We start from the raw sequence: 22,229 nt of genomic DNA, 5'->3' as shown, positions 1-22,229 counted from the left end.
ATGCAGACATAATTCTATGAAAGCATAAATTAAAAATGCACAGAAGCGTAGAACGTTATGCCGGGTTTATAAAATGAACCTTCAATTTTATTTTTTATGAAAACAGCATTTCATTTTTCGGTTTCGTTTATACCGATGGTTTATGTGGGAATTATCGAAGATAACAGATTTGCGCAACGCTGGGATCAGTCTTAAAAAGTAAAAAAATATATTTGCTTGAACGATTCACCGTTTTTTTCATCCGGTTAAATATGCAAAGATAAATGCGCAGAAATGTGTTTCTCAAACCGTTCATTTATCACAAAAGGATTGTTCGATGTCCAACAATGGCTCGTCACCGCTGGTGCTTTGGTATAACCAACTCGGCATGAATGATGTAGACAGGGTTGGGGGCAAAAATGCCTCCCTGGGTGAAATGATTACTAACCTTTCCGGAATGGGCGTTTCCGTTCCGAATGGTTTCGCCACCACCGCCGATGCGTTTAACCAGTTTCTGGATCAAAGCGGCGTAAACCAGCGCATTTATGAACTGCTGGATAAAACGGATATTGACGATGTTACTCAGCTTGCGAAAGCAGGCGCGCAAATCCGCCAGTGGATTATCGACACTCCCTTCCAGCCTGAGCTGGAAAACGCCATCCGCGAAGCCTATGCACAGCTTTCCGCCGATGACGAAAACGCCTCTTTTGCGGTGCGCTCCTCCGCCACCGCAGAAGACATGCCGGACGCCTCCTTTGCCGGTCAGCAGGAAACCTTCCTCAACGTTCAGGGTTTTGACGCCGTCCTCGTGGCAGTGAAGCATGTCTTTGCTTCTCTGTTTAACGATCGCGCCATCTCTTATCGCGTTCACCAGGGTTACGATCACCGTGGCGTCGCGCTCTCCGCCGGTGTTCAGCGGATGGTGCGTTCCGACCTCGCGTCCTCTGGCGTGATGTTCTCCATTGATACCGAATCCGGTTTCGACCAGGTGGTGTTTATCACTTCCGCATGGGGTCTCGGTGAGATGGTTGTGCAGGGCGCGGTTAACCCGGATGAGTTTTACGTGCATAAACCGACGCTGGCGGCGAATCGCCCGGCTATCGTGCGCCGTACCATGGGGTCGAAAAAAATCCGCATGGTCTACGCGCCGACCCAGGAGCACGGCAAGCAGGTCAAAATTGAAGATGTGCCAAAGGAACAACGTGACATCTTCTCGCTGACCAACGAAGAAGTGCAGGAGCTGGCAAAACAGGCCGTACAAATTGAGAAACACTACGGTCGCCCGATGGATATTGAGTGGGCGAAAGACGGCCACACCGGCAAACTGTTTATTGTGCAGGCGCGTCCGGAAACCGTGCGTTCACGCGGCCAGGTCATGGAACGTTATACGCTGCATTCACAGGGCAAGATTATCGCCGAAGGCCGTGCTATCGGTCATCGCATTGGCGCGGGGCCGGTGAAAGTCATTCATGACATCAGCGAAATGAACCGCATCGAACCCGGTGACGTTCTGGTCACTGACATGACCGACCCGGACTGGGAACCGATCATGAAGAAAGCATCAGCCATCGTCACCAACCGTGGCGGTCGTACCTGTCACGCGGCGATCATCGCACGCGAACTGGGTATTCCGGCGGTGGTTGGCTGCGGCGATGCGACCGAACGGATGAAAGACGGTGAGAATGTCACTGTTTCTTGTGCTGAAGGCGATACCGGTTACGTTTATGCCGAGTTGCTGGAATTTAGCGTGAAAAGCTCCAGCGTGGAAACCATGCCGGATCTGCCGCTGAAAGTGATGATGAACGTCGGTAACCCGGATCGTGCGTTTGACTTCGCCTGCTTGCCAAATGAAGGCGTAGGTCTGGCGCGCCTGGAATTTATCATCAACCGCATGATTGGCGTTCACCCGCGTGCACTGCTTGAGTTTGACGACCAGGAACCGCAGCTGCAAAACGAAATCCGCGAGATGATGAAAGGCTTTGATTCTCCGCGTGAATTTTACGTTGGTCGTCTGACTGAAGGGATCGCGACGCTGGGCGCAGCGTTTTATCCGAAGCGCGTCATTGTCCGTCTCTCTGATTTTAAATCCAACGAATATGCTAACCTGGTCGGTGGCGAACGTTACGAGCCGCATGAAGAGAATCCGATGCTGGGCTTCCGTGGCGCCGGTCGCTACGTTTCTGATAGCTTCCGCGACTGCTTCGCGCTGGAGTGTGAAGCGGTGAAACGTGTGCGCAACGACATGGGGTTAACCAACGTTGAGATCATGATCCCGTTCGTGCGTACCGTTGACCAGGCGAAAGCGGTGGTTGAAGAACTGGCGCGTCAGGGACTGAAACGTGGTGAGAACGGTCTGAAGATCATCATGATGTGTGAAATTCCGTCCAACGCCTTGCTGGCAGAACAGTTCCTCGAATATTTCGACGGCTTCTCTATCGGCTCAAACGACATGACGCAGCTGACGCTTGGCCTGGATCGTGACTCCGGCGTGGTGTCTGAACTGTTCGATGAGCGCAACGATGCCGTGAAAGCACTGTTGTCGATGGCAATCCGTGCCGCGAAGAAACAGGGCAAATACGTCGGGATTTGCGGTCAGGGGCCATCTGACCACGAAGACTTTGCAGCATGGTTGATGGAAGAGGGAATCGACAGCCTGTCTCTGAACCCAGACACTGTAGTGCAAACCTGGTTAAGTCTGGCTGAACTGAAGAAATAAAATATAGCCCCGGCGGCATATTGTCGCCGGGGCTAGCTATTCGCGGATACGAATCTTATTCAGTAATTCCGCAATGACCCTCGGTTAATCGCTGAATAATATCTTTCCTGAGTAAAAATTTTTGTATTTTACCGGATGCAGTGCGGGGTAACTTTTCAGTTATCACGATATGTTCAGGGTATTTATATTTCGCGACCCGTTTACGGCTAAAAAATGCTACCACATCTTCCAGAGATAATGAATGATGTGGCGATTTTAATACAATATAAGCACACGAGCGTTCGCCTAAGCGTTCATCGGGCATCGCAACCACGCAGGCATCATGAATTTTGGGATGCTGCAACAATATATCTTCCACTTCACGGCTGCTAATATTCTCGCCGCCACGGACAATAATATCTTTCTTACGTCCGGTTATTTTTATATAGCCAGCCTCATCCATGCGGCAGAGATCACCGCTGTAATACCAGCCTTCTTCATCCAGCGCGCGGGCGGTTAATTCAGGTTCATCAAAATAACCCATAAACACATTGGGGCCACGCGAGGCCTCTTCACCTTCACAACCGGCCGGTAAGGTCTTGCGTGCGTCATCGACGACTTTGATTTCCACGCCAGCGGCAGCGTAACCATCGGTATGCATAAAGCGTGACAACGGATCGTCGAGATTCACCACCGCGTGCGGCGAGCTTTCTGTGGAGCCATAAACACTTAACAATTTAATGCCGCGCTGTTGGCATTCACGCGCCACTTTTTTTGGGATCGTGGTGCCACCGCAAAGGAAGAAACGCAGCGCAGAAAGATCTGCGGGCTGTTTCTCCAGTAAATTCAAAAGGTCATAGACAAACGGCGTTGCGCCGAGCATACAGGTGCAACGTTGTTGCTCAAGTAGCGAGAGACAGGCTTCAGGGGTGAAAATATCTAACAATACGCTCCGTGCGCCTACCAAAAACGGCGCCGTTACGCCATGCAGAAAACCTGTCGCATGACCCAGCGGCGCAGGCATCATAAAAACATCCTGCCATGTCAGATTCAGCCGCGCACAATATGCCCGCTCGCTGGCGAGAATATTATTATGTGTCAGCATCACGCCCTTTGGCATACCTTCAGTTCCGGAGGTAAACAGCACTGCCGCTAATTCATCGCCGTGAACCGATATCGACGTCGTCAGCGGGGTATTATCGGTAATAATCTGGCGTAACGAGAGAGACGATGTGGCGGGAGCCAGTTTGTCCACGCCGACAATTTGTTGCAGATGTGGAAGCTGATTTTGCAGCGGCAGGATTAACTCTACCGGACGCGTTTGTTTAAACAACGTCGGGGCAAAAAACATTTTGGCCTGGCACTTATTGAGCACCCACACCAGTTCCGCTTCCCGCCAGGAGGGTAACAGCGGCACGGATACCGCACCGGTTTTCAGGCAGGCAAGATAGATAACGGTAAATTCACACCAGCCCGGCAGTTGAAACGCGACGCGATCGCCGGCTTCAATACCGTTCGCCAGCATCCAGCTTGCCAGACAGCTCGCGGCCTGATCGAGCGCGCTATAGGTGTACGATGCACCATGATTATCGACCACAGCTATTTTGTCAGGCATCGCTCGCACAGTTTGCTGCCAGTAGTCAGCCAGCGAAGCATCACCCCATAACCCTTGCTGCCGATAGGCAGCACGACGCTGCGCGTTAAACGTTAATGTTACTTTCATTTTGGACTCTCGAAACAAAACGTCAGGCCCGACGTACAGGCCTGTGGGATGCGTGATTAACCGTAGCGGAAATCAATACCGAAAGTGCCAGCAGGGTATTGCCATTGTTCGAGGATAGTGTTGCCGCAAAGCACCCGACAGGTTCCGCATTCGAGACAACCGGCAGAATCAAAATGAATATTTCCTGCGTCATCCTGCTTATAAAGTCCGGCCGGGCAGGCTTTCATTAATTTACGAAATTCATTGATATCGGGATTTGCCGCCAGAATGATGTGCGGATGTCCCTCATCAACATGGAATTTATTGACGCCTAATTTGACGTCAACATTAACCGTAGAATTCTGGCTCATAGTGCGGTTGCTCCCTTAATGCCATCTTTCAGCAAGTTGATCAGCCCAATTTTCTTCGCGTGTCCCATGATCATTTTGCGTACCGGCTGGTTAGGTTTACCGTCGATGGTGAACATATCGTTCATGATGTCAGCGGCCATTCGTGGGTATTGGCTAAACAGGCGCGGGTTTTCCATCAGCGCCGGGATTTTGCGAAAATGCTGCATATCGCGCATGACGCAACTCTGTTCCAGCTCACGTTTGTATTGCGCCAGGCTGCTGGTGGAAAAATCCGCGCGTTCTTTGGCGGCAATCACCGTTGTGGCAGCAGCCTGTGCCGACGCGATGGCTAAATCCATTCCGCGAACCGTAAAGCCAAGATTGAGGCAGAAACCGGCGGCGTCACCGACGATCATCACACCATCGTTAACCAGTTGCGGCACCATCGCCAGGCCACCTTCCGGCACCATATGCGCGGAATATTCAAGCAGTTTGCCACCGCTAATCAGCGGACGTATGGCGGGGTGCTGTTTAAAATCTTCCAGCATTTGCGGCACGCTTTTTTGCGCATGGGCGATATCACCCAATCCGCAGACCAGACCCAACGATACGGAATCGTTGTTGGTATAGAGGAATCCACCGCCCATAAGGCCGTCAGAAGGGGAACCGGCAAACAGCCAGGCGGCACCTTCATCGCCGGTGACGTTAAAGCGATCGTTGATTTGTTCTGGCGTGAGGCCAATGACCTCTTTAACACCAACAGCGTAATGATGCGGATCGGAGGCGGGAACCATGCCCAGCGAACGACCAAGTATTGAGTTAACGCCATCGGCCAATATGACCACATTCGCTTCGAGAATATCATCCCCGGCCTGAACGCCAGTGACCTTGTTTCCCTCACGAACCAGGGCATCGACGCGAACGCCCGGGATAAACTGCGCACCCGCCTGTTCTGCTTGTTCCATCAGCCACGGATCGAGGCGGTTGCGCAATACGGTATAAGACGCTTGCTGCGGGGCATCCGGTTGCTCACGGTGAAAATCGAGGGTAACGGCGCTTTCTTCGGTTAAGAAAGAGATTTTCTCGCGTGTGACCTTGCGTTCAACCGGTGCAGATGCAGCAAAGCCGGGAATAATAGCCTCAAGCGTGTGGGCATAAAGACGCCCGCCAGTCATATTTTTGCATCCGGCGCTATCGCCACGTTCTATTACCAGGACATCCAGCCCGGCTCGCGCCATCACCAGTGCGGCGACGCTACCGGCAACGCCCGCACCGACCACAATGGTATCAAATTTGTCATCCGACATGCGTTATGCTCCCTTCCCGCTGCGTTTACAGCGGGAGATGTGGTTGAAAAGAAATTAGCGGCTCAACTGGCTAATCAGGGCGGGGACGACTTTGTAGATATCGCCCACCAGACCGTAGTCGGCATAGTTGAAGATTGGCGCGTTTTTATCTTTATTGATGGCGACAATCACTTTTGCGCCGTTGCCGCCGACCATATGCTGGATCTGCCCGGAAATCCCCAGCGTCAGGTAGAGTTCGGATTTCAGCAACACCCCGGAGACACCGATATAACGTTCACGTTCCATCCAATTCTCGCCTTCGGCAATCGGGCGTGAGCAGCCGACTTCAGCATTCAGTGCCGCCGCCAGTTCGTGAACCATTTTCAGGTCATCCTGCGCTGCCAGACCGCGACCGACGCCGACCACGCGTTTTGCTTTACTCAGATCCACACTGCTTGCCGCTTTCGCACGGCGTTCGCGACAGAGAATTTCATGACGCGGGGCAACGTAAGGCACCGTTTCAATCGGGCATTGATGAGAAGCATTGCTCGTGCACGGTTCCTGAACACCGGGCGCAAGGGTAATTATCGCCAGCGGGCTGGTGATCTTTTCCTGAGCGAACGCTAGCCCGCCATACATACGGTGTTCGGCGCAAATGTGACCATCGACAATATCCACCGCCGTGGCATCGTTCACCAGCGCCGCATTCAGTTGCACACTTAACCGTGCTGCCAGAGCTTTACCGCGTTTCGTCGCGGCCATCAGCAACATAGCGGGGTGTTTATCTTTAAGCAGGGCAGCAATGCTTTCAGCGTAATTTTCAGTGCGTTGCAGCGCATCGTTTTGCTCAAGAACATAAATACATTTTGGGCCATAAGGCATAACCGCCTGCGCCTGGTCGGCATTTTGCACAATGGCATACACCTGTTGCCCCCATTGCTGCGCACCGCCAAACAGTTCAGCATAACGATCAGGGTTATCGCTAAAGACCCAGACGCTGTTTAATTGACTCATCGTTTCTTCTCCGTTGGCTTTAGTTCAGGGCTTTCTTCAGGTGTTCCGCCAGCTCGGCAATCGCTTCCGGCGAATCGTTATCGAGAATGATGTGTTTACGTTCTGTTTGCGGCGGTACGCGAATGCCGGTTAGTTCAGCAAGTGGCGTGGTCTGGCTCCAGCCGATGTCACTCGCCTGCCACTGGTTCACCGGTTTTTTGCCTGCACCGAGAATGGCTTTCATGGAGGGGATACGTGGAACGTTGATATCAGACGTGACGCAAAGTACGGCGGGAAGCGAGAGTTCAATAACTTCAACTTCCTCTTCGAGTGTGCGTTCAACCACCAATGTATCGCCCTGACGCGCAATGGCACTCACTGCATTAATCACCGGAAGTTGCAAGATTTCCCCTACCAGCAGACCAACCTGCTGGGCATAGAGATCGCCGGAACCTTCGCCAAAGATCAGTAAATCAAAGCCGATTTTTTCTGCTGCGGTTGCCAGCGCCTTTGCGGTATCGACGGGCAGCGCGTGTTCAAGTTGGGCATCCTGCACCATATACAGGCTGTGTGGCCCGCGTGATAACACGTCTTTGCGCACCTTCGAGTTCTGCAATAACGAACCGCCAACGGTCAGCGCGGCTATCTCATCGTCATCTGTTGCAAGCTGGCTTGCAGCTTCAATGGCATTGAGATCGAACTGGCTGATTTTGGCGTCGGCATTGTCGAAATTAAGGGTGTATTCGGGAGTGACAACAATGTCCTGTTCTTCAGGCACCAGCTTAAAGCAGGTTATTATTTTCATGATTTCTCCTGTGGGTCGCATACGGAACCATCTCCGATGGAAGGTAAAAATGGCCTGAAAATAGTGTGCGATAGCAGGAAGGTGTTTTCGACGGAGCAAGCTGTTTTCCTTGCCAACAATCTTGCAAAAAAAATGCGATCGCTAAAACAAAAGTGCAGTGAGCGGCAATATTGTTATGCCGTGACCGTACAATCTTGCATTCGGTGTAAATAATCTTGTTTAGCTCTCGCTAAACGCGGTTGTATAACCGTAATACACGCCGTATTTTATCCGGCATATATTGCTTTTGCTTGCTCATGGAATAGGGAGGTTGTCATGTATCAACGCTGTTTTGATAATGTCAGCGAAACGCTGTTTGTCGCTGGAAAAACGCCACGGCTTTCACGTTTTGCATTTAGCGATGATCCAAAATGGGAGTCTGGACATCACGTTCATGACAATGAAACTGAGCTGATTTATGTCAAGAAAGGCGTGGCAAGGTTTACCATTGACTCCTCGTTGTATGTAGCCCATGCCGATGACATTGTGGTGATAGAACGCGGCAGACTTCATGCGGTGGCTTCTGATGTCAACGATCCTGCTACGACCTGTACCTGTGCACTGTATGGCTTTCAGTTTCAGGGGGCAGAGGAAAACCAGCTTCTGCAACCGCATTCTTGCCCGGTAATTGCCGCAGGGCAGGGAAAAGAGGTCATTAAAACCTTATTTAATGAGCTAAGCGTTATTTTGCCGCAAAGTAAAAATAATCAGACATCTTCATTATGGGACGCTTTTGCCTATACATTAGCAATTCTCTACTACGAAAATTTTAAAAATGCGTATCGTTCGGAGCAAGGATATATTAAAAAAGATGTGCTGATTAAAGATATTCTTTTCTATCTGAATAATAATTATCGCGAAAAAATCACTTTGGAACAGTTATCGAAAAAATTTCGTGCCAGCGTCAGTTATATTTGCCATGAATTTACCAAAGAGTATCGCATTTCCCCTATTAACTATGTTATTCAACGGCGTATGACGGAAGCGAAATGGTCACTCACCAATACTGAATTATCACAGGCAGAGATCTCCTGGCGTGTGGGTTATGAAAATGTCGATCACTTTGCCAAACTGTTTTTGCGCCATGTCGGCTGTTCGCCCAGCGATTACCGCAGGCAATTTAAAAACTGTTTTGCGGAACAAGAAATCTTATCTGAATTTCCTCAACCCGTAAGTCTTGCCGGATAAATCAGGCGGCGCAGTTTTGTAAGAAGCTGCGCCGCCTGGAGATTATTTATTCTGGTAATCTTTCAGAATCTGCCGACCTGCAACGTAAATCATAATTTCGTCTGTACCGCCGCCGATACGTTCACAGCGAACATCGCGCCAGAAGCGGGAGACGCGCGCCTCATCGGTATAGCCCAGACCACCCATGATTTGAATCGCATCATCAATGACTTCCATCGCGGTACGTGCGCAGTACAATTTTGCCAGCGCCGCGCTGGTGCGCAATGACTGATGCTGGTCAGCTTGCCATGCCACTTTCAGCACCATATTGCGCATGTTGTCGATCTTAATCGCCATCAGTGCCAGTTTTTCCTGGATCATCTGGTTATGCCCAATCGGCTTACCAAAAGCGATACGCTGGTTGGCATAGCGGGCGGCATCTTCAAAGGCACACTCGGCAAAGCCGGTGCTGCGCGCGGCGTTGATCAGGCGTTCCATCTCAAAGTTGTACATCACATTGAGGAACCCCATTCCTTCTTCGCCCACCATGTCGCTCTCTTCAACTTCCACGTTGTCGAGATAGACTTCGCAGGTGCTGAGCATATGCCAGCCGATTTTATGCAGCGGGTTAATCTTAATGCCGGGCTTACTGGAGTCGACCCACCACAGGGTGAAGGCCTTTTTCGGATCTTTCGGTTCTGGATCGCGCGCCAGCACCAGCATATACGGGTACTCTTTCGCACCGGTAATAAAGGTTTTCTGTCCGTTGATATAAACCTTGCCATTTTTACGCGTGTAAGTGGTAGTGGCACTGTTGTTGTCTGAGCCTGCGCCTGGCTCCGTCAACGCCAGGGCATAGGCGGGATCACCCGTTTCCAGTGTGCTTTCTGCCGTTTTGCGTAACTGCTCCGCAGAACCGAAACGGCGCATACTGTGAATACACTGACCGTTGGTAATCAAAAACGCCGGAGCACCGCATTTTGACACTTCCATCAGCGCCAGCATTTGGGTGACGTAATCCGCAGGGATACCACCAAATTCTTCCGGCACGCCAAGCATGGAAATACCGTTATCCGCCAGCGCCCGCATAAACTCACGCGGATATGTACCGTTTTGATCGCAGGTGCGGAAATACTCTTCCGGAAAGTTAGTCGTAATCAGTTCGCGAATACTGGCCAGCAGCAGTTCTTGTTCTTCAGTTAAAGAAAAATCCATCATTATACTCCTGTTAATGAGCCGCTTCAGGCAGGACAAAACCCATCGCTGCATCGATAAATAATCTCTCATCCATCAGTTTGAGTTCTGGTGAAATCACTGGGGTGAAATCCATTTTGTCGAGAATATCTTTTTGTAAATCGACGCCAGGAGCGATTTCGATTAAATGCAGTCCGTCTTCTTTCAGCGTGAATACTGCGCGCTCAGTGATATAACGAACATCTAGCCCTCGCTCGAGAGCGATTTTTCCGCTAAAAGTAATTTCCGGTAGTTCCCGAATAAATTTCTTCACCCGTCCTTCCTGGATAATATTTAATTTGCCGTTGGCAATTTCTGTTTTTAAACTTCCTGCGGTTAACGTGCCACAGAAAATAATTTTCTTCGAGGTGGCGCTGATATCAATAAATCCGCCGGTGCCCATGATTTTGCCATTGAATTTATGCACACCGACGTTGCCGTGCTGGTCGACTTCGGCAAAACTCAAATAACAAACATCCAGACCACCGCCGTGATAAAAATCGAACTGGGACGTCATATCCAGAATGGCGCGGGTATTAACATTTGCGCCAAAGGCGATACCTTGCGAGGTAATACCGCCAATCGGACCCGTTTCCACCGTCAGAATAAAGTCATCAGCACATCCTTCTTCACGGGCGACCAGGCCAATGCCGTCGGCAATACCGACACCGACATTTCCCACCGCGCCTTTGCGCATTTCGAATAATGCACGCCGCGCAACTAATTTACGTTGGTTTAGGGGCAGACTAAGTTTGGTGCTGTCATCAAGGGTGAAGTCACCAGAAATAAAGCGGTTAACCGGCGCACCGCCATACAGTTGGGTTTGATCCGGATCGACCACCACAATATCCACCAGATAACCCGGAATACGGACAGATTTAGGATGCAGCGTGGCTTTCTTAACCATTTTCTGCACCTGCATCATCACAATACCGCCGTTATTGTGTACCGCCTGGGCAATAACCAATGCGTCGAGATACATCACCTCATCTTCAAAAGTGGCGTAGCCTTCGCTGTCGCAGGTGGTAGCGCGAATAAAAGCGATATCCGGCGCAATCGCTTTGTAATAGAGATATTCTTTATTATCAAACTCGACCAGTTTAATCAGCTCTTCTTTGGTCACTTCATTCAGTTTTCCGCCTTGTTGGCGAGGGTCAACAAATGTACCGATACCAATATCGCTAATAATTCCCGGCTGGTGGGCAGCGGCGGCGCGCAATGTTTGGGTGAGTACACCTTGTGGATAGTTATAGGCAACAATTTTATTTTGTTCTGCGAGATCAGAAATACGCGGCGATTGTCCCCAGTGACCGCATAATGCCCATTTCACCAGACCTTCTTGCGCCAGCGGACTAATACCGCGATCGGCGCGATCGCCAAGCCCTGTTGGACTAATAATCGATAAATTACGTGGCGTTTGAGTCTGTTTATATTTATCAGCAAGAGCAGTAATTAACGTGGTGGCTTCCAGAATACCGCCGCCAGCGCCTAACACACAAAGTGTTGCTTCGTCGGGAATATAATTCACCGCTTCCTGTGCCGACAGGACCGGCACTCGTCCATTAATACGAGGTGGTTTTACAGGTTTCATTGTTAATTCCTGATTCAGGTGTGATTTTCCCTACACCAGATGGAGAATTAGCGCACAGAGACTCACGAAATATTTTTATTAAATACGGTTAAATATATTTTTTTAGTTCGGCGGGGGAGGATATTCCCGCCGAAATATTATTGCTTATGCCTGATGTAAAATAGTTAATACTGTGCGCAAATCATTTACCGAGATTTGCCCTGGTGCAGAGGCTTTTTTTACCGCACCAAAAGTTGCCGCCGAGCCAAATACTTCACCAGCCAGACGAGAAATTACGCCAGTTTTTGCCATTGACATCGTGATGATTGGACGATCGGCATACTGCTCCTGCATCTCCAGGGTCGCAGCAAGCAACGTCAGCACATCGCTGGTACTTTGCGGCATCAGCGCAATCTTAGGAATATCGGCATCGAAGGACTGCATTTTGCGCAGACGGGCAATGATTTCTTCGGCTTCAGGCGTTTTATGGAAGTCATGGTTGGACATGACAACTTTCACATCATGCGCGTGGGCGTAGGCGACGGTTTCTTTAACCTGATCATCGCCGGTAAATAACTCCAGATCGATCATATCAACCAGGCCGCTGTCGATGGCTGCACGATTGAGTGCAATATAAGCCTCGGTGGAAATCGCCTGCTCGCCGCCTTCTTTGGCACTGCGGAAGGTAAACAGCAGCGGTTTTTCTGGCATGGTCTCACGGAGAATTTTTGCCGCCGCCATGACCGACTCCACACAGGTGAGGTCGGCAAAGTGATCCACGCGCCATTCCAGAATATCAAAGTCCGCTTCACGATAGACAAGAGCTTCAGATTTCACGCTGGCGATATCTTTCGCCATCAGCGAGACGATGATTTTTGGTGCACCCGTGCCAATGACGAGATCTTTTACAGTTACGGTTTTCATTTCTTACCCTTTCTGCACGCGGTCAGCCTGTCAGGCGCCGAACCCCATGACCTGTTTAACGTATTCCAGAGGGAAATTTTTGCCAGTCCATAACGTGAACTGTTCAGCCCCTTGCCACAACAACATGCCGTATCCATCAATCGTTTTGCAACCTGCTTGTTGCGCCTGCTGCAATAACTTCGTCATATGCGGGTTATATACGCATTCGGTGACCAGAAGTCCTGGATGTAACAGACTGATATCATTAACCAATGATTCATTTTCAAGGGGTTTCATACCCACTTTAGTGCCGTTGGTTAAAATGTCGGCAGAAGCCAGCGCCTCGGCAAAGGCCTGCTGATCGGCGAGATCCGTCACTGTGACGACGCAATCGGTGTTTTCGTTGACCCGTTGCGCGAAGGCGAGGGCTTTATCGAAAAACTCATCCCGACGGTTAAAGAGTTTAATTTCTTTTAACCCTTCAATCGCACCCTGCGCGCCAATCGCCGTTGAGGCGCCACCGGCACCTAACAGCACCATCGTTTTTCCTTTGATATCAAAACCGCTCTCTTTTATGGCGCGAATATGGCCTGTGCCGTCGGTGTTATAACCACGCAGGTAGCCGTTATCATTAACGATGGTATTGATGGCGCCCACCAGTTTCGCCGCAGGCGTTAATTCATCAACATATTCACACGCCAGTTGTTTGTTCGGCATCGACACACCGGTGCCGCGCATTTTGAGGGCTTTTAATCCTTCAATTGCTCCGGCAAAGCTATCGTTATCCACTTCAAAGGCCATATAGGTAAATGGCAATCCCGCTTTTTCTAAGGCTTTATTCTGCATTTCAGGCGATAAACTGTGGCGGATAGGATAGGCCATCAACCCAATCAATTCGTATTTTGCGGTAACATCCATAATTCACTCCTTTAACCTCTGTGCTTAATTGTGTTTAAAATAACGTTCGCCTAACCGGATATCATTTTTGGGAATAATGAATACGCGGTAATAGCGAATGAAAACAATAATCGCGGTAATCAGAGCCAGCAACGCGAAAGTAAAATCGAGAACGATGATATATTGCAGGCCGATATTTGACAGATAACCGGTAATCAGTGGAATAATAAAGTTTGCCAGACCGCCCATCATCATATAAATACTGGTGACTTTGGCCTTGCTTTTGGGGAAAAACTCTGACATGACCGAAACACCGAGTTGTAAAATGCCGCCAGCCGCTGAGAAACCGATAACAAAGGCTCCGGCATTACACACCAATGGGGAAGGATACAAGTAGATAATGGCGGCGGTTACCGTTGCCAGTGCAGAGTTAAATACGTTAGCCCAGATGGGGCGTACTATTTTTTTCAGTAACGCGGCAAATATAAAGACACAGACCAGCGAACCCATACTGTAATAAGAGATGGTTTTTAATGCTTCGGCTTCCGACATACCAGCAAATGCCATTGCATATTTGGGCATCCACACCACAATCACATAAAAGGTCGAGAATGCGGCAACACCGAACAGTACCGACGAAACACCTTCCAGCCAGACTAACGGTTTACTGTTCATTATCGGCAATTCATTGGCAACACTGGCGTCCACCAACTGGCTGGGGAATTTGCTTTTCAACAGCATCAGCGTGATCAGTACAAACAGGATGCCAGGAATAATCAGCCCATAGCCGTACCAGATGTTATTCAGCAGCATATAACTCACCAGCATTGGATAGAACATTTGCCCGAATGACACCATTGCTTTAACCAGTATTACCGCCGACCCGGAGGCTTTCGGAAAGCATTCCATCAACGCCGGGTAACCACCGGTATCCAGCGCCGAGTTAGCGATACCTACGCACACTGCCAGACAGTAAGCGAGCGTTAAATTCGGGCAAGCGGGAATACCAAAGAAGAACAGTAGATACATTATTACTGCCATTAATATGACTGCGCGCCGTCCAAATTTGTCGGAGATTACACCGAAGAATAAAATACTGATCAGGCGACCCAGGCCAATACCGGAAATTAAATAAGCAATACCCGCGTTGTCCGTTGAAAATTTTTCTGCCAGAGATGACATGTTCTGTGCAAGTGTAATAACACTAATGCCGTGCAGGAAATAGCTGAAGTATATACAAAGAACAGCCAGGATAAATGGCGTGCTGAAAGCCTTATTTTGAGACATTTTCACAGCTCCTTGCTGAAAGATAATTTTGTTACTGTACGTATTGTTCTTCGACGGTTTACATAATCACTATACTGAAGATGATTTTCTCCGGATACATGGCATAAAGTTTATGTTTCCAGGTATATTGCATGAGATAGTTTGTTTTGGATCGTGATTTCCCTTAATTAGCGCAGAAAGATTAATTTATCCGTAAGATCTTGCATGTCCTGAAAAGAATATTGCATTACCCGCCCGTGGCGACATTTCCCTTTAGCGATGGATGTTGTGTTTCCTTGTGGCTGCGTAAGCCAATAAACAGCGCCAGTAAAAAACCGACGGCAGCGATGCCAGTATCGAACCACATAATATCGGCAATACTTCTTTGTGATAGATGAGCCGTAATCAACGGAATGGTAAAGGTCGCAATACTTCCCGCACTGTAATAAATCCCGGTTGCTTTACCTTTAGCGTAGGGAAAACGTTCAGCCATTAACGTCAGGCCAATTTGTACAACGCCTCCAGCGGAGGTAAAACCAATAACGAAAGCGAATGTTATTACCACATAAAATATGGGATACAGGCAAACGGTGAGCAGGGCAATAAATGAGATAAACGTGTACAGCATCAACAATGTTGTCGGGTGAATCGCTTTACGAATGAGCGGTGCACTAATAAATACGCAAAGCAGCGATCCCACGGTGTAGATGCTGAGTAATTTGATCGACATTGTGTATGACATGCCAGCGACAAATTGTCCGTATTGTGCCAGCCACTGGCTGACCAGATAAAACGTTGCCATTGATATATAGCCATATAAGGTATAACTGGCTAAATCGATTATTGAGCAGCGATGCCCCGCAGAAGTGGTTGTTTTATTTACTGCCGGTAAGCGACGACCCGGATGCGGTGGAAAGGTACTGCGGTATAAAAACAGACCGTTAATAATCATAATGCCTGCGGCAATCATAAAAGACCAACCAAACCACAGTTCGGCCCATACCAATAAACTAATGATTAACGGCAATAAAAATTGTCCGCAGGAAACAAACGCTTTAATTAAAATATTGGCTGTACCCGGTGAATGAGGAAAGGCTTCCATCAGGCTGGGATAAGTACCTGCATCGAGAAAACTGTTTGCCATTCCGGCCAGAAAGCCAAAAACATAAGCGATAATGATGTTATTGGTGTGCAGGATGCCAAAAAAGAAGGCGATATAGCAGCACATACCGAGAATGATAAACGGTCGGCGACCTAATCTATCGGATAATAAGCCAGAAAGAAACAGGACGCTTAGTCGACCAATGCCTAATGATGAGATAACAATCGAGACACCTGCCGCATTGGTATGCCAAAGTGTCTCCAGCGAGGCCATATTCAGGGTCATCAAAATGACGCCCATACCATGCACCAGGTAATTGAAATACAACCCCAGCGCGGTAGGGAGATAGGGATTTTTCATAAGATCCACTTAGCAACTGTGCTTTAAAAAATGTGGCGATATTGCGTCAATATCCGTTCATTATTTTTGTAATGATGACTGTTGATTCCCGTTAAAATATCAACAAAGGCGTTCAAGATCGTGCGCATATAACTCAGCGGCTACTGATTGATAAATCTTCCAGTCAATAAAATCGCCGTCAGGGTAGACACGTTGAAACGCGGTTAAGTCAGGGAAAAAACGCATGGTGTTATTGCCGATGCGGTTATTTATTTTCTCTATGATGGCGTGAAGATGTTTTTTTCTTTGCTGACGCATAGCCAGCAATTTTTCAACGACGCTATCAGGAATGGCGCTTTTGCCATTTTCCCACCGCCGCCAGCTTTCGCTGTCATCTGTCTGGGCAATCCAGGTCGCGCATTCATCAACAGTCATGGCAAAAATATGGCGTAGTGCCTGGAGTTCATAAGCGTTCATAGGTAATGGCTGCATCAAAAAATAGAATAAAATATAAATAACATTATCAGCCTGCTAACGGCTTGAAGAGAGTCACAGTATCTTGTGCAACATTATTGGAAAGAATGAATGGCGAGGTAAGGAAACGGAAAAATGTTAAAAAAAAGCCCATCGTGGGAGATGGGCAAAGACTACACACAGCAATTCGTTGTTTCACTCAGGGGATTTCCATGCTTATAAATCAATATGTTGATTTATAACCGTGAGCTAATAGTAGGCATACGGACTTTTTGCGTCGATCAGATTCGTCTCATTAGTTTAAAAACTGTAAAGAATTTGCGACAGGTACTACCAGCTGAATGGAGGTAAGCAGGGAAATACGAGGTTGAGAAATGAAATATCAATTAGCGATGGTTAACAATCAGGCGGCAGAGCCGCCTGATGAGAGAGTTACTTATTCGGCTTTTCAATTTCGCCCAGTTCTTCGAGAATTTCTTCCGGCTGGTCAGTCGGTGGCGGGACTTCTTCCACCCACGCAGCAAACAGACGCCAGGAAACGGCTAACAGAACCGGACCAATAAACAGACCAATCATCCCGAAGGCAATCAAACCACCGATAACCCCGGAGAGGATCAGGATCAGCGGTAAATCGGCGCCCATGCGAATTAACATCGGGCGAATCACGTTATCCAGTGTGCCAACCACACCACTCCACACCAGCAATACCGTGCCCCAGGTGGTATCACCGGTCCAGTAGAGCCAGATAATCGCCGGAATCAACACCGGCAGCGGGCCAAGCTGGACAAGGCAGGAGAGGATCATTAACACCGTCAGCAGCGTTGCGTAAGGAACGCCGGATACCGCCAGACCGATACCGCCAAGTACCGCCTGCACCAACGCTGTTACCACCACGCCCAGCGCCACCGCACGGATAGCCTGCGCCGCCAGCAGGACTGCGGCATCACCGCGAGCGCCTGCCAGACGAGTGGCAAAATGGCGAATGCCTTGCGCTACCTGTTCACCGCGCCAGTACAGCAGGGCGCTGAAGAGAAGCATTAATGCACAATGCACCATAAAGCGCCCGATATGCGCCGCCTGCCCAACAAACCAGGTGGTGGTGGTGCCAATATAAGGACGGACTTTCGCCATGATCGCCGTACCCCCCATATCCAGCAAATTGTGCCAGCCTGCATACAGCTTCGCACCAATCACCGGAATGGTATTAAGCCACGCCAGATCGGGTAACGTCATGTCGCCGCTGGAAATGGCTTTAATCAACGGCCCACTGCCATCGACGATACTGTTAACCAATAAGGCGATAGGGATGATAAACACCATCACTAATAACAGCGTCATCACCAGAACGGCGAGCGAACGGCGACCAAACATGATCTTTTGCAAGCGTAACAATACCGGCCAGGTAGCGATAACCACCGTACCGGCCCACGCAAAGCCGAGAATGAAGGGTTGAACAATCCACAGACATGCCACAATCATGATGGCTAAAAACAGCACCGAAAGCAGAATTTGTGCGACATCCCTGGGCTGACGAACATTTACCATAACTACTTTTCACCTTTTTTGTGCGTCAAATCGTCGACGCGACGTGAACACGCGAAACTCACCTGCATAATGATGAGCAATTTCAGCGGTTTTTAACAGGCCGATTCTGCCCTTAATTCTGATGGGCGTGTAAGAAAAAAATGTGGTACAACAATTCAGGCAACACGCAAACGGTTTACTCGTCGTATTTCAAGTTGCATGTGCTGCGGCTACGTTCGTTCACCCCAGTCACTTACTTTTGTAAGCTCCTGGCGTTCACTCGCTTGCCGCCTTCCCGCAACTCGAAATCCATAGAGTAAACATACATCACCTTTCAGTGCGCTATTGCAGTAGCCTGAAAGAACTGTGTATCGACCTACATCACAGACCGCAGGAAAGGGTCAATATAATGATTCCACAGATTTCCCAGGCACCCGGCGTCGTTCAACTGGTGCTTAATTTTTTGCAAGAGCTGGAGCAACAGGGTTTTACCGGCGATACGGCGACAAGTTATGCCGATCGTCTGACAATGTCGACCGACAACAGTATTTACCAACTTCTCCCCGACGCAGTGGTATTTCCGCGTTCGACCGCAGATGTGGCATTAATCGCCCGTCTGGCTGCGCAGGAACGCTATTCATCGTTGATCTTCACCCCGCGCGGTGGCGGCACCGGCACTAACGGTCAGGCGCTCAACCAGGGGATTATTGTTGATATGTCCCGTCATATGAACCGCATCATCGAAATTAACCCTGAAGAGGGCTGGGTGCGCGTTGAAGCGGGGGTTATTAAAGATCAGCTTAACCAGTACCTGAAACCGTTCGGCTACTTTTTTGCACCAGAACTTTCGACCAGCAACCGGGCAACGCTCGGCGGGATGATCAATACCGATGCTTCCGGTCAGGGCTCGCTGGTCTATGGCAAAACGTCAGATCACGTGCTCGGCGTGCGGGCAGTGTTGTTGGGGGGCGATATTCTCGATACGCAACCTTTACCCGTCGAGCTGGCGGAAACGCTGGGCAAAACCAATACAGCTATCGGGCGTATCTATAAAACGGTTTATCAACGCAGCCGTCAGCAACGGCAGTTAATCATCGACAAATTTCCCAAACTTAACCGCTTTCTTACCGGTTACGATCTGCGTCATGTCTTTAACGATGAGATGACCGAGTTCGACCTGACGCGCATTCTGACGGGTTCAGAAGGGACGCTGGCCTTTATTACCGAAGCGCGACTGGATATTACTCGCTTGCCGAAAGTGCGCCGTCTGGTGAACGTCAAATATGACTCTTTTGACTCCGCGCTGCGTAACGCGCCGTTTATGGTTGAGGCGCGCGCGCTTTCAGTTGAGACGGTGGATTCTAAAGTGCTGAACCTTGCGCGGGAAGATATCGTCTGGCATTCCGTCAGTGAGTTGATTACCGATGTGCCCGACAAAGAGATGCTCGGACTGAACATTGTGGAATTTGCTGGTGATGATGAGGCGCTGATTGACGAGCGGGTAAATGCACTCTGTACGCGGCTGGACGAACTTATCGCTAGTCAGCAAGCAGGTGTCATTGGCTGGCAGGTGTGCCGCGAGCTGGCGGGTGTTGAACGTATCTATGCGATGCGCAAAAAAGCTGTTGGCCTGCTTGGCAATGCTAAAGGCGCCGCTAAGCCAATTCCGTTTGCCGAAGATACCTGCGTGCCGCCAGAACACCTGGCGGATTATATTGCTGAATTTCGCGCGCTGCTCGACAGTCACGGCTTAAGCTACGGTATGTTTGGTCACGTCGATGCGGGGGTTTTGCACGTTCGTCCGGCGCTGGATATGTGCGATCCGCAACAAGAGATGTTGATGAAGCAAATTTCTGATGACGTGGTGGCGCTGACTGCGAAATACGGTGGTTTGTTGTGGGGCGAGCACGGCAAAGGTTTTCGCGCCGAATACAGCCCGGCGTTTTTCGGTGAGGAACTTTTTGCAGAACTGCGCAAAGTGAAAGCGGCATTTGACCCGCATAACCGACTCAACCCAGGAAAGATTTGCCCGCCAGAAGGTCTCGACGCGCCGATGATGAAAGTGGACGCGGTAAAGCGCGGTACATTTGATCGGCAGATCCCCATCGCGGTACGCCAGCAGTGGCGCGGTGCGATGGAGTGTAACGGCAACGGTTTATGCTTCAACTTTGATGCCCGCAGCCCCATGTGCCCGTCGATGAAGATCACCCAGAACCGGATTCATTCACCGAAAGGGCGCGCAACGCTGGTGCGTGAATGGCTACGTTTGCTGGCTGACCGTGGTGTTGATCCTCTAAAACTGGAACAAGAACTGCCGGAATCGCGAGCCAGTTTGCGGACGTTAATTGCCCGCACGCGCAATAGCTGGCACGCAAATAAAGGCGAATATGACTTCTCCCACGAAGTGAAAGAGGCGATGTCAGGCTGTCTGGCCTGTAAAGCCTGTTCGACCCAGTGCCCTATCAAAATAGATGTGCCAGAGTTCCGCTCTCGTTTCCTGCAACTCTATCACACCCGTTATTTACGCCCGCTGCGCGACCATCTTGTGGCGACGGTCGAAAGTTATGCGCCGCTGATGGCGCGAGCGCCGAAGACGTTTAACTTCTTCATTAACCAGCCTCTGGTTCGCAAACTGTCGAAAAAACATATCGGCATGGTCGACTTGCCGCTGCTTTCGGTGCCGTCGCTGCAACAACAAATGGTGGGGCATCGCTCGGCAAACATGACGCTGGAACAGCTTGAAGCTCTCAATGTTGAGCAGAAAGCGCGCACGGTGTTGGTGGTGCAAGACCCTTTCACCAGCTATTACGATGCGCAAGTGGTGGCGGATTTTGTGCGTCTGGTCGAAAAATTAGGTTTCCAGCCTGTGTTACTGCCATTCTCGCCGAATGGTAAAGCCCAGCACATCAAAGGGTTCCTCAATCGTTTTGTGAAGACGGCGAAAAAGACGGCGGATTTCCTCAACCGTATGGCGAAGCTGGGAATGCCAATGGTGGGTGTCGATCCGGCGCTGGTACTTTGTTATCGCGACGAATACAAACTCACTCTCGGCGAGGAACGCGGCGAGTTTAACGTTCTGCTGGCGAATGAATGGCTGGCAAGCGTACTTGAGTCACAGCCAGTGGCTGCGGTCAGCGGTGAACCGTGGTATTTCTTTGGTCACTGTACCGAAGTCACCGCCTTGCCGGGCGCGCCAGCACAATGGGCCGCGATATTTGCCCGTTTTGGCGCGAAGCTGGAAAATGTCAGTGTGGGTTGCTGCGGTATGGCGGGGACTTACGGACATGAAGCGAAAAATCATAAAAACTCGCTTGGGATCTATGAGTTATCCTGGCATCAGGCGATGCAGCGTCTGCCGCGAAATCGCTGTCTGGCGACCGGATATTCCTGCCGTAGTCAGGTAAAACGGGTTGAAGGTACGGGGGTACGCCATCCTGTGCAGGCATTACTGGAGATTATTAAATGATATGGAAACGTAAAATCACCCTGGAAGCACTGAATGCCATGGGTGATGGAAACATGGTGGGATTGCTGGATATTCGCTTTGAACATATTGGTGATGACACTCTGGAAGCGACAATGCCGGTAGATTCGCGGACAAAGCAACCTTTCGGGCTGCTGCATGGCGGTGCGTCCGTGGTGCTGGCCGAAAGTATTGGCTCCGTTGCCGGTTATTTATGTACCGAAGGTGATCAAAAAGTCGTTGGTCTGGAAATCAATGCTAACCATGTTCGATCAGCGCGAGAAGGGCGAGTTCGCGGCGTTTGCAAGCCGCTGCATCTTGGTTCACGTCATCAGGTCTGGCAGATTGAAATATTCGATGAGAAAGAGCGTTTGTGCTGTTCGTCACGATTGACGACCGCTATTTTGTGACGTTGTCACCAGAAAAGTGTGACGCATATTGC

16 protein-coding genes, 1 other RNA gene and 1 pseudogene are annotated in these 22,229 nt (G+C 49.8%); 4 read left to right on the top strand and 14 right to left on the bottom strand.

Annotated elements, in window-relative coordinates; translation table 11 throughout:
• Positions 1-316 precede the first annotated feature (316 nt).
• Positions 317-2,695 (top strand): phosphoenolpyruvate synthase, encoded by a 2,379-nt coding sequence (ppsA, locus tag LG381_RS16310; RefSeq protein WP_225762648.1) that lies wholly within the window; start codon positions 317-319, stop codon positions 2,693-2,695.
• A 55-nt stretch (positions 2,696-2,750) separates the two neighbouring features.
• Here ppsA and fadK read toward each other — a convergent pair whose 3' ends face one another.
• The 5 genes from fadK to LG381_RS16285 are packed head-to-tail and all read right to left on the bottom strand — an operon-like array spanning position 2,751 to position 7,810.
• On the bottom strand, positions 2,751-4,397 hold the full coding sequence (gene fadK / locus LG381_RS16305) for a medium-chain fatty-acid--CoA ligase (RefSeq protein WP_225762647.1): 1,647 nt from the start codon (positions 4,395-4,397) through the stop codon (positions 2,751-2,753).
• A gap of 56 nt (positions 4,398-4,453) precedes the next feature.
• Positions 4,454-4,747 carry a ferredoxin family protein gene (locus LG381_RS16300; RefSeq protein WP_000081469.1) on the bottom strand — a complete coding sequence of 98 codons (294 nt, stop codon included), beginning with the start codon at positions 4,745-4,747 and terminating at the stop codon, positions 4,454-4,456.
• Positions 4,744-6,033 carry an FAD-dependent oxidoreductase gene (locus tag LG381_RS16295; RefSeq protein WP_225762646.1) on the bottom strand — a complete coding sequence of 430 codons (1,290 nt, stop codon included), beginning with the start codon at positions 6,031-6,033 and terminating at the stop codon, positions 4,744-4,746. Before LG381_RS16295 ends, LG381_RS16300 begins: the two co-directional genes overlap by 4 nt.
• Positions 6,034-6,087: 54 nt before the next feature.
• Complete coding sequence (locus tag LG381_RS16290) at positions 6,088-7,026, bottom strand: electron transfer flavoprotein subunit alpha (RefSeq protein ID WP_222680533.1); 939 nt, start codon at positions 7,024-7,026, stop codon at positions 6,088-6,090.
• Between the two features lie 19 nt (positions 7,027-7,045).
• On the bottom strand, positions 7,046-7,810 hold the full coding sequence (locus tag LG381_RS16285) for an electron transfer flavoprotein (protein WP_000692164.1): 765 nt from the start codon (positions 7,808-7,810) through the stop codon (positions 7,046-7,048).
• 315 nt (positions 7,811-8,125) lie between these two features.
• On the opposite strand from LG381_RS16285, the gene LG381_RS16280 reads away from it, so the two are divergent.
• Complete coding sequence (locus LG381_RS16280; RefSeq protein WP_000284824.1) at positions 8,126-9,037, top strand: AraC family transcriptional regulator; 912 nt, start codon at positions 8,126-8,128, stop codon at positions 9,035-9,037.
• 42 nt (positions 9,038-9,079) lie between these two features.
• Here the strand turns inward: LG381_RS16280 and LG381_RS16275 are convergent, their stop codons facing one another.
• The 9 genes and pseudogenes from LG381_RS16275 to ydiK all read right to left on the bottom strand — a co-directional run bounded on the left by LG381_RS16275 (position 9,080) and on the right by ydiK (position 18,345).
• Positions 9,080-10,231: an acyl-CoA dehydrogenase gene (locus LG381_RS16275; RefSeq protein ID WP_000347836.1), complete on the bottom strand. Its 1,152-nt coding sequence runs from the start codon at positions 10,229-10,231 to the stop codon at positions 9,080-9,082.
• A gap of 13 nt (positions 10,232-10,244) precedes the next feature.
• Positions 10,245-11,840 carry an acyl CoA:acetate/3-ketoacid CoA transferase gene (locus tag LG381_RS16270; protein ID WP_222680534.1) on the bottom strand — a complete coding sequence of 532 codons (1,596 nt, stop codon included), beginning with the start codon at positions 11,838-11,840 and terminating at the stop codon, positions 10,245-10,247.
• Positions 11,841-11,984: 144 nt separating this feature from the next.
• Positions 11,985-12,743, bottom strand: coding sequence for a type I 3-dehydroquinate dehydratase (gene aroD, locus LG381_RS16265; protein WP_000860207.1), 759 nt, complete (start codon positions 12,741-12,743; stop codon positions 11,985-11,987).
• 30 nt (positions 12,744-12,773) lie between these two features.
• Positions 12,774-13,640 (bottom strand): quinate/shikimate dehydrogenase, encoded by an 867-nt coding sequence (ydiB, locus tag LG381_RS16260; RefSeq protein ID WP_000383455.1) that lies wholly within the window; start codon positions 13,638-13,640, stop codon positions 12,774-12,776.
• Between the two features lie 11 nt (positions 13,641-13,651).
• Positions 13,652-14,906: pseudogene (locus tag LG381_RS16255) on the bottom strand (MFS transporter).
• A 226-nt stretch (positions 14,907-15,132) separates the two neighbouring features.
• Positions 15,133-16,347, bottom strand: a complete 1,215-nt coding sequence (locus LG381_RS16250) for an MFS transporter (protein WP_222680538.1) — start codon at positions 16,345-16,347, stop codon at positions 15,133-15,135.
• A gap of 99 nt (positions 16,348-16,446) precedes the next feature.
• Positions 16,447-16,803 carry a YdiL family protein gene (locus tag LG381_RS16245; protein ID WP_105280476.1) on the bottom strand — a complete coding sequence of 119 codons (357 nt, stop codon included), beginning with the start codon at positions 16,801-16,803 and terminating at the stop codon, positions 16,447-16,449.
• A gap of 135 nt (positions 16,804-16,938) precedes the next feature.
• Positions 16,939-17,046: antisense sRNA RprA (gene rprA / locus LG381_RS16240), an RNA gene on the bottom strand.
• Between the two features lie 186 nt (positions 17,047-17,232).
• Positions 17,233-18,345, bottom strand: a complete 1,113-nt coding sequence (gene ydiK, locus LG381_RS16235; RefSeq protein ID WP_135405841.1) for an AI-2E family transporter YdiK — start codon at positions 18,343-18,345, stop codon at positions 17,233-17,235.
• A 388-nt stretch (positions 18,346-18,733) separates the two neighbouring features.
• Here ydiK and LG381_RS16230 point away from each other — a divergent pair, with 388 nt between their 5' ends.
• Together LG381_RS16230 and menI are read left to right on the top strand one after the other, a co-directional pair.
• Positions 18,734-21,790 carry an FAD-binding and (Fe-S)-binding domain-containing protein gene (locus LG381_RS16230; protein ID WP_225762645.1) on the top strand — a complete coding sequence of 1,019 codons (3,057 nt, stop codon included), beginning with the start codon at positions 18,734-18,736 and terminating at the stop codon, positions 21,788-21,790.
• Positions 21,787-22,197 carry a 1,4-dihydroxy-2-naphthoyl-CoA hydrolase gene (gene menI / locus LG381_RS16225; protein ID WP_085460677.1) on the top strand — a complete coding sequence of 137 codons (411 nt, stop codon included), beginning with the start codon at positions 21,787-21,789 and terminating at the stop codon, positions 22,195-22,197. The genes LG381_RS16230 and menI overlap by 4 nt, the downstream gene beginning before the upstream one ends.
• The last annotated feature ends 32 nt before the right edge of the window (positions 22,198-22,229 follow it).

Source organism: Escherichia sp. Marseille-Q3837, assembly GCF_916618735.1.
Lineage (GTDB): Bacteria > Pseudomonadota > Gammaproteobacteria > Enterobacterales > Enterobacteriaceae > Escherichia > Escherichia ruysiae.
This window is presented reverse-complemented; position numbering and strand designations above follow the sequence as displayed.

Coding starts and splice junctions, on each gene's coding strand:
- LG381_RS16285 (WP_000692164.1), bottom strand. CDS start 7,810: ATGAAAATAATAACCTGCTTTAAGCTGGTGCCTGAAGAACAGGACATT.
- ppsA (WP_225762648.1), top strand. CDS start 317: ATGTCCAACAATGGCTCGTCACCGCTGGTGCTTTGGTATAACCAACTC.
- ydiB (WP_000383455.1), bottom strand. CDS start 13,640: ATGGATGTTACCGCAAAATACGAATTGATTGGGTTGATGGCCTATCCT.
- ydiK (WP_135405841.1), bottom strand. CDS start 18,345: ATGGTAAATGTTCGTCAGCCCAGGGATGTCGCACAAATTCTGCTTTCG.
- LG381_RS16275 (WP_000347836.1), bottom strand. CDS start 10,231: ATGGATTTTTCTTTAACTGAAGAACAAGAACTGCTGCTGGCCAGTATT.
- LG381_RS16245 (WP_105280476.1), bottom strand. CDS start 16,803: ATGAACGCTTATGAACTCCAGGCACTACGCCATATTTTTGCCATGACT.
- LG381_RS16295 (WP_225762646.1), bottom strand. CDS start 6,033: ATGTCGGATGACAAATTTGATACCATTGTGGTCGGTGCGGGCGTTGCC.
- LG381_RS16280 (WP_000284824.1), top strand. CDS start 8,126: ATGTATCAACGCTGTTTTGATAATGTCAGCGAAACGCTGTTTGTCGCT.
- LG381_RS16270 (WP_222680534.1), bottom strand. CDS start 11,840: ATGAAACCTGTAAAACCACCTCGTATTAATGGACGAGTGCCGGTCCTG.
- LG381_RS16290 (WP_222680533.1), bottom strand. CDS start 7,026: ATGAGTCAATTAAACAGCGTCTGGGTCTTTAGCGATAACCCTGATCGT.
- fadK (WP_225762647.1), bottom strand. CDS start 4,397: ATGAAAGTAACATTAACGTTTAACGCGCAGCGTCGTGCTGCCTATCGG.
- LG381_RS16300 (WP_000081469.1), bottom strand. CDS start 4,747: ATGAGCCAGAATTCTACGGTTAATGTTGACGTCAAATTAGGCGTCAAT.
- LG381_RS16250 (WP_222680538.1), bottom strand. CDS start 16,347: ATGAAAAATCCCTATCTCCCTACCGCGCTGGGGTTGTATTTCAATTAC.
- menI (WP_085460677.1), top strand. CDS start 21,787: ATGATATGGAAACGTAAAATCACCCTGGAAGCACTGAATGCCATGGGT.
- aroD (WP_000860207.1), bottom strand. CDS start 12,743: ATGAAAACCGTAACTGTAAAAGATCTCGTCATTGGCACGGGTGCACCA.
- LG381_RS16230 (WP_225762645.1), top strand. CDS start 18,734: ATGATTCCACAGATTTCCCAGGCACCCGGCGTCGTTCAACTGGTGCTT.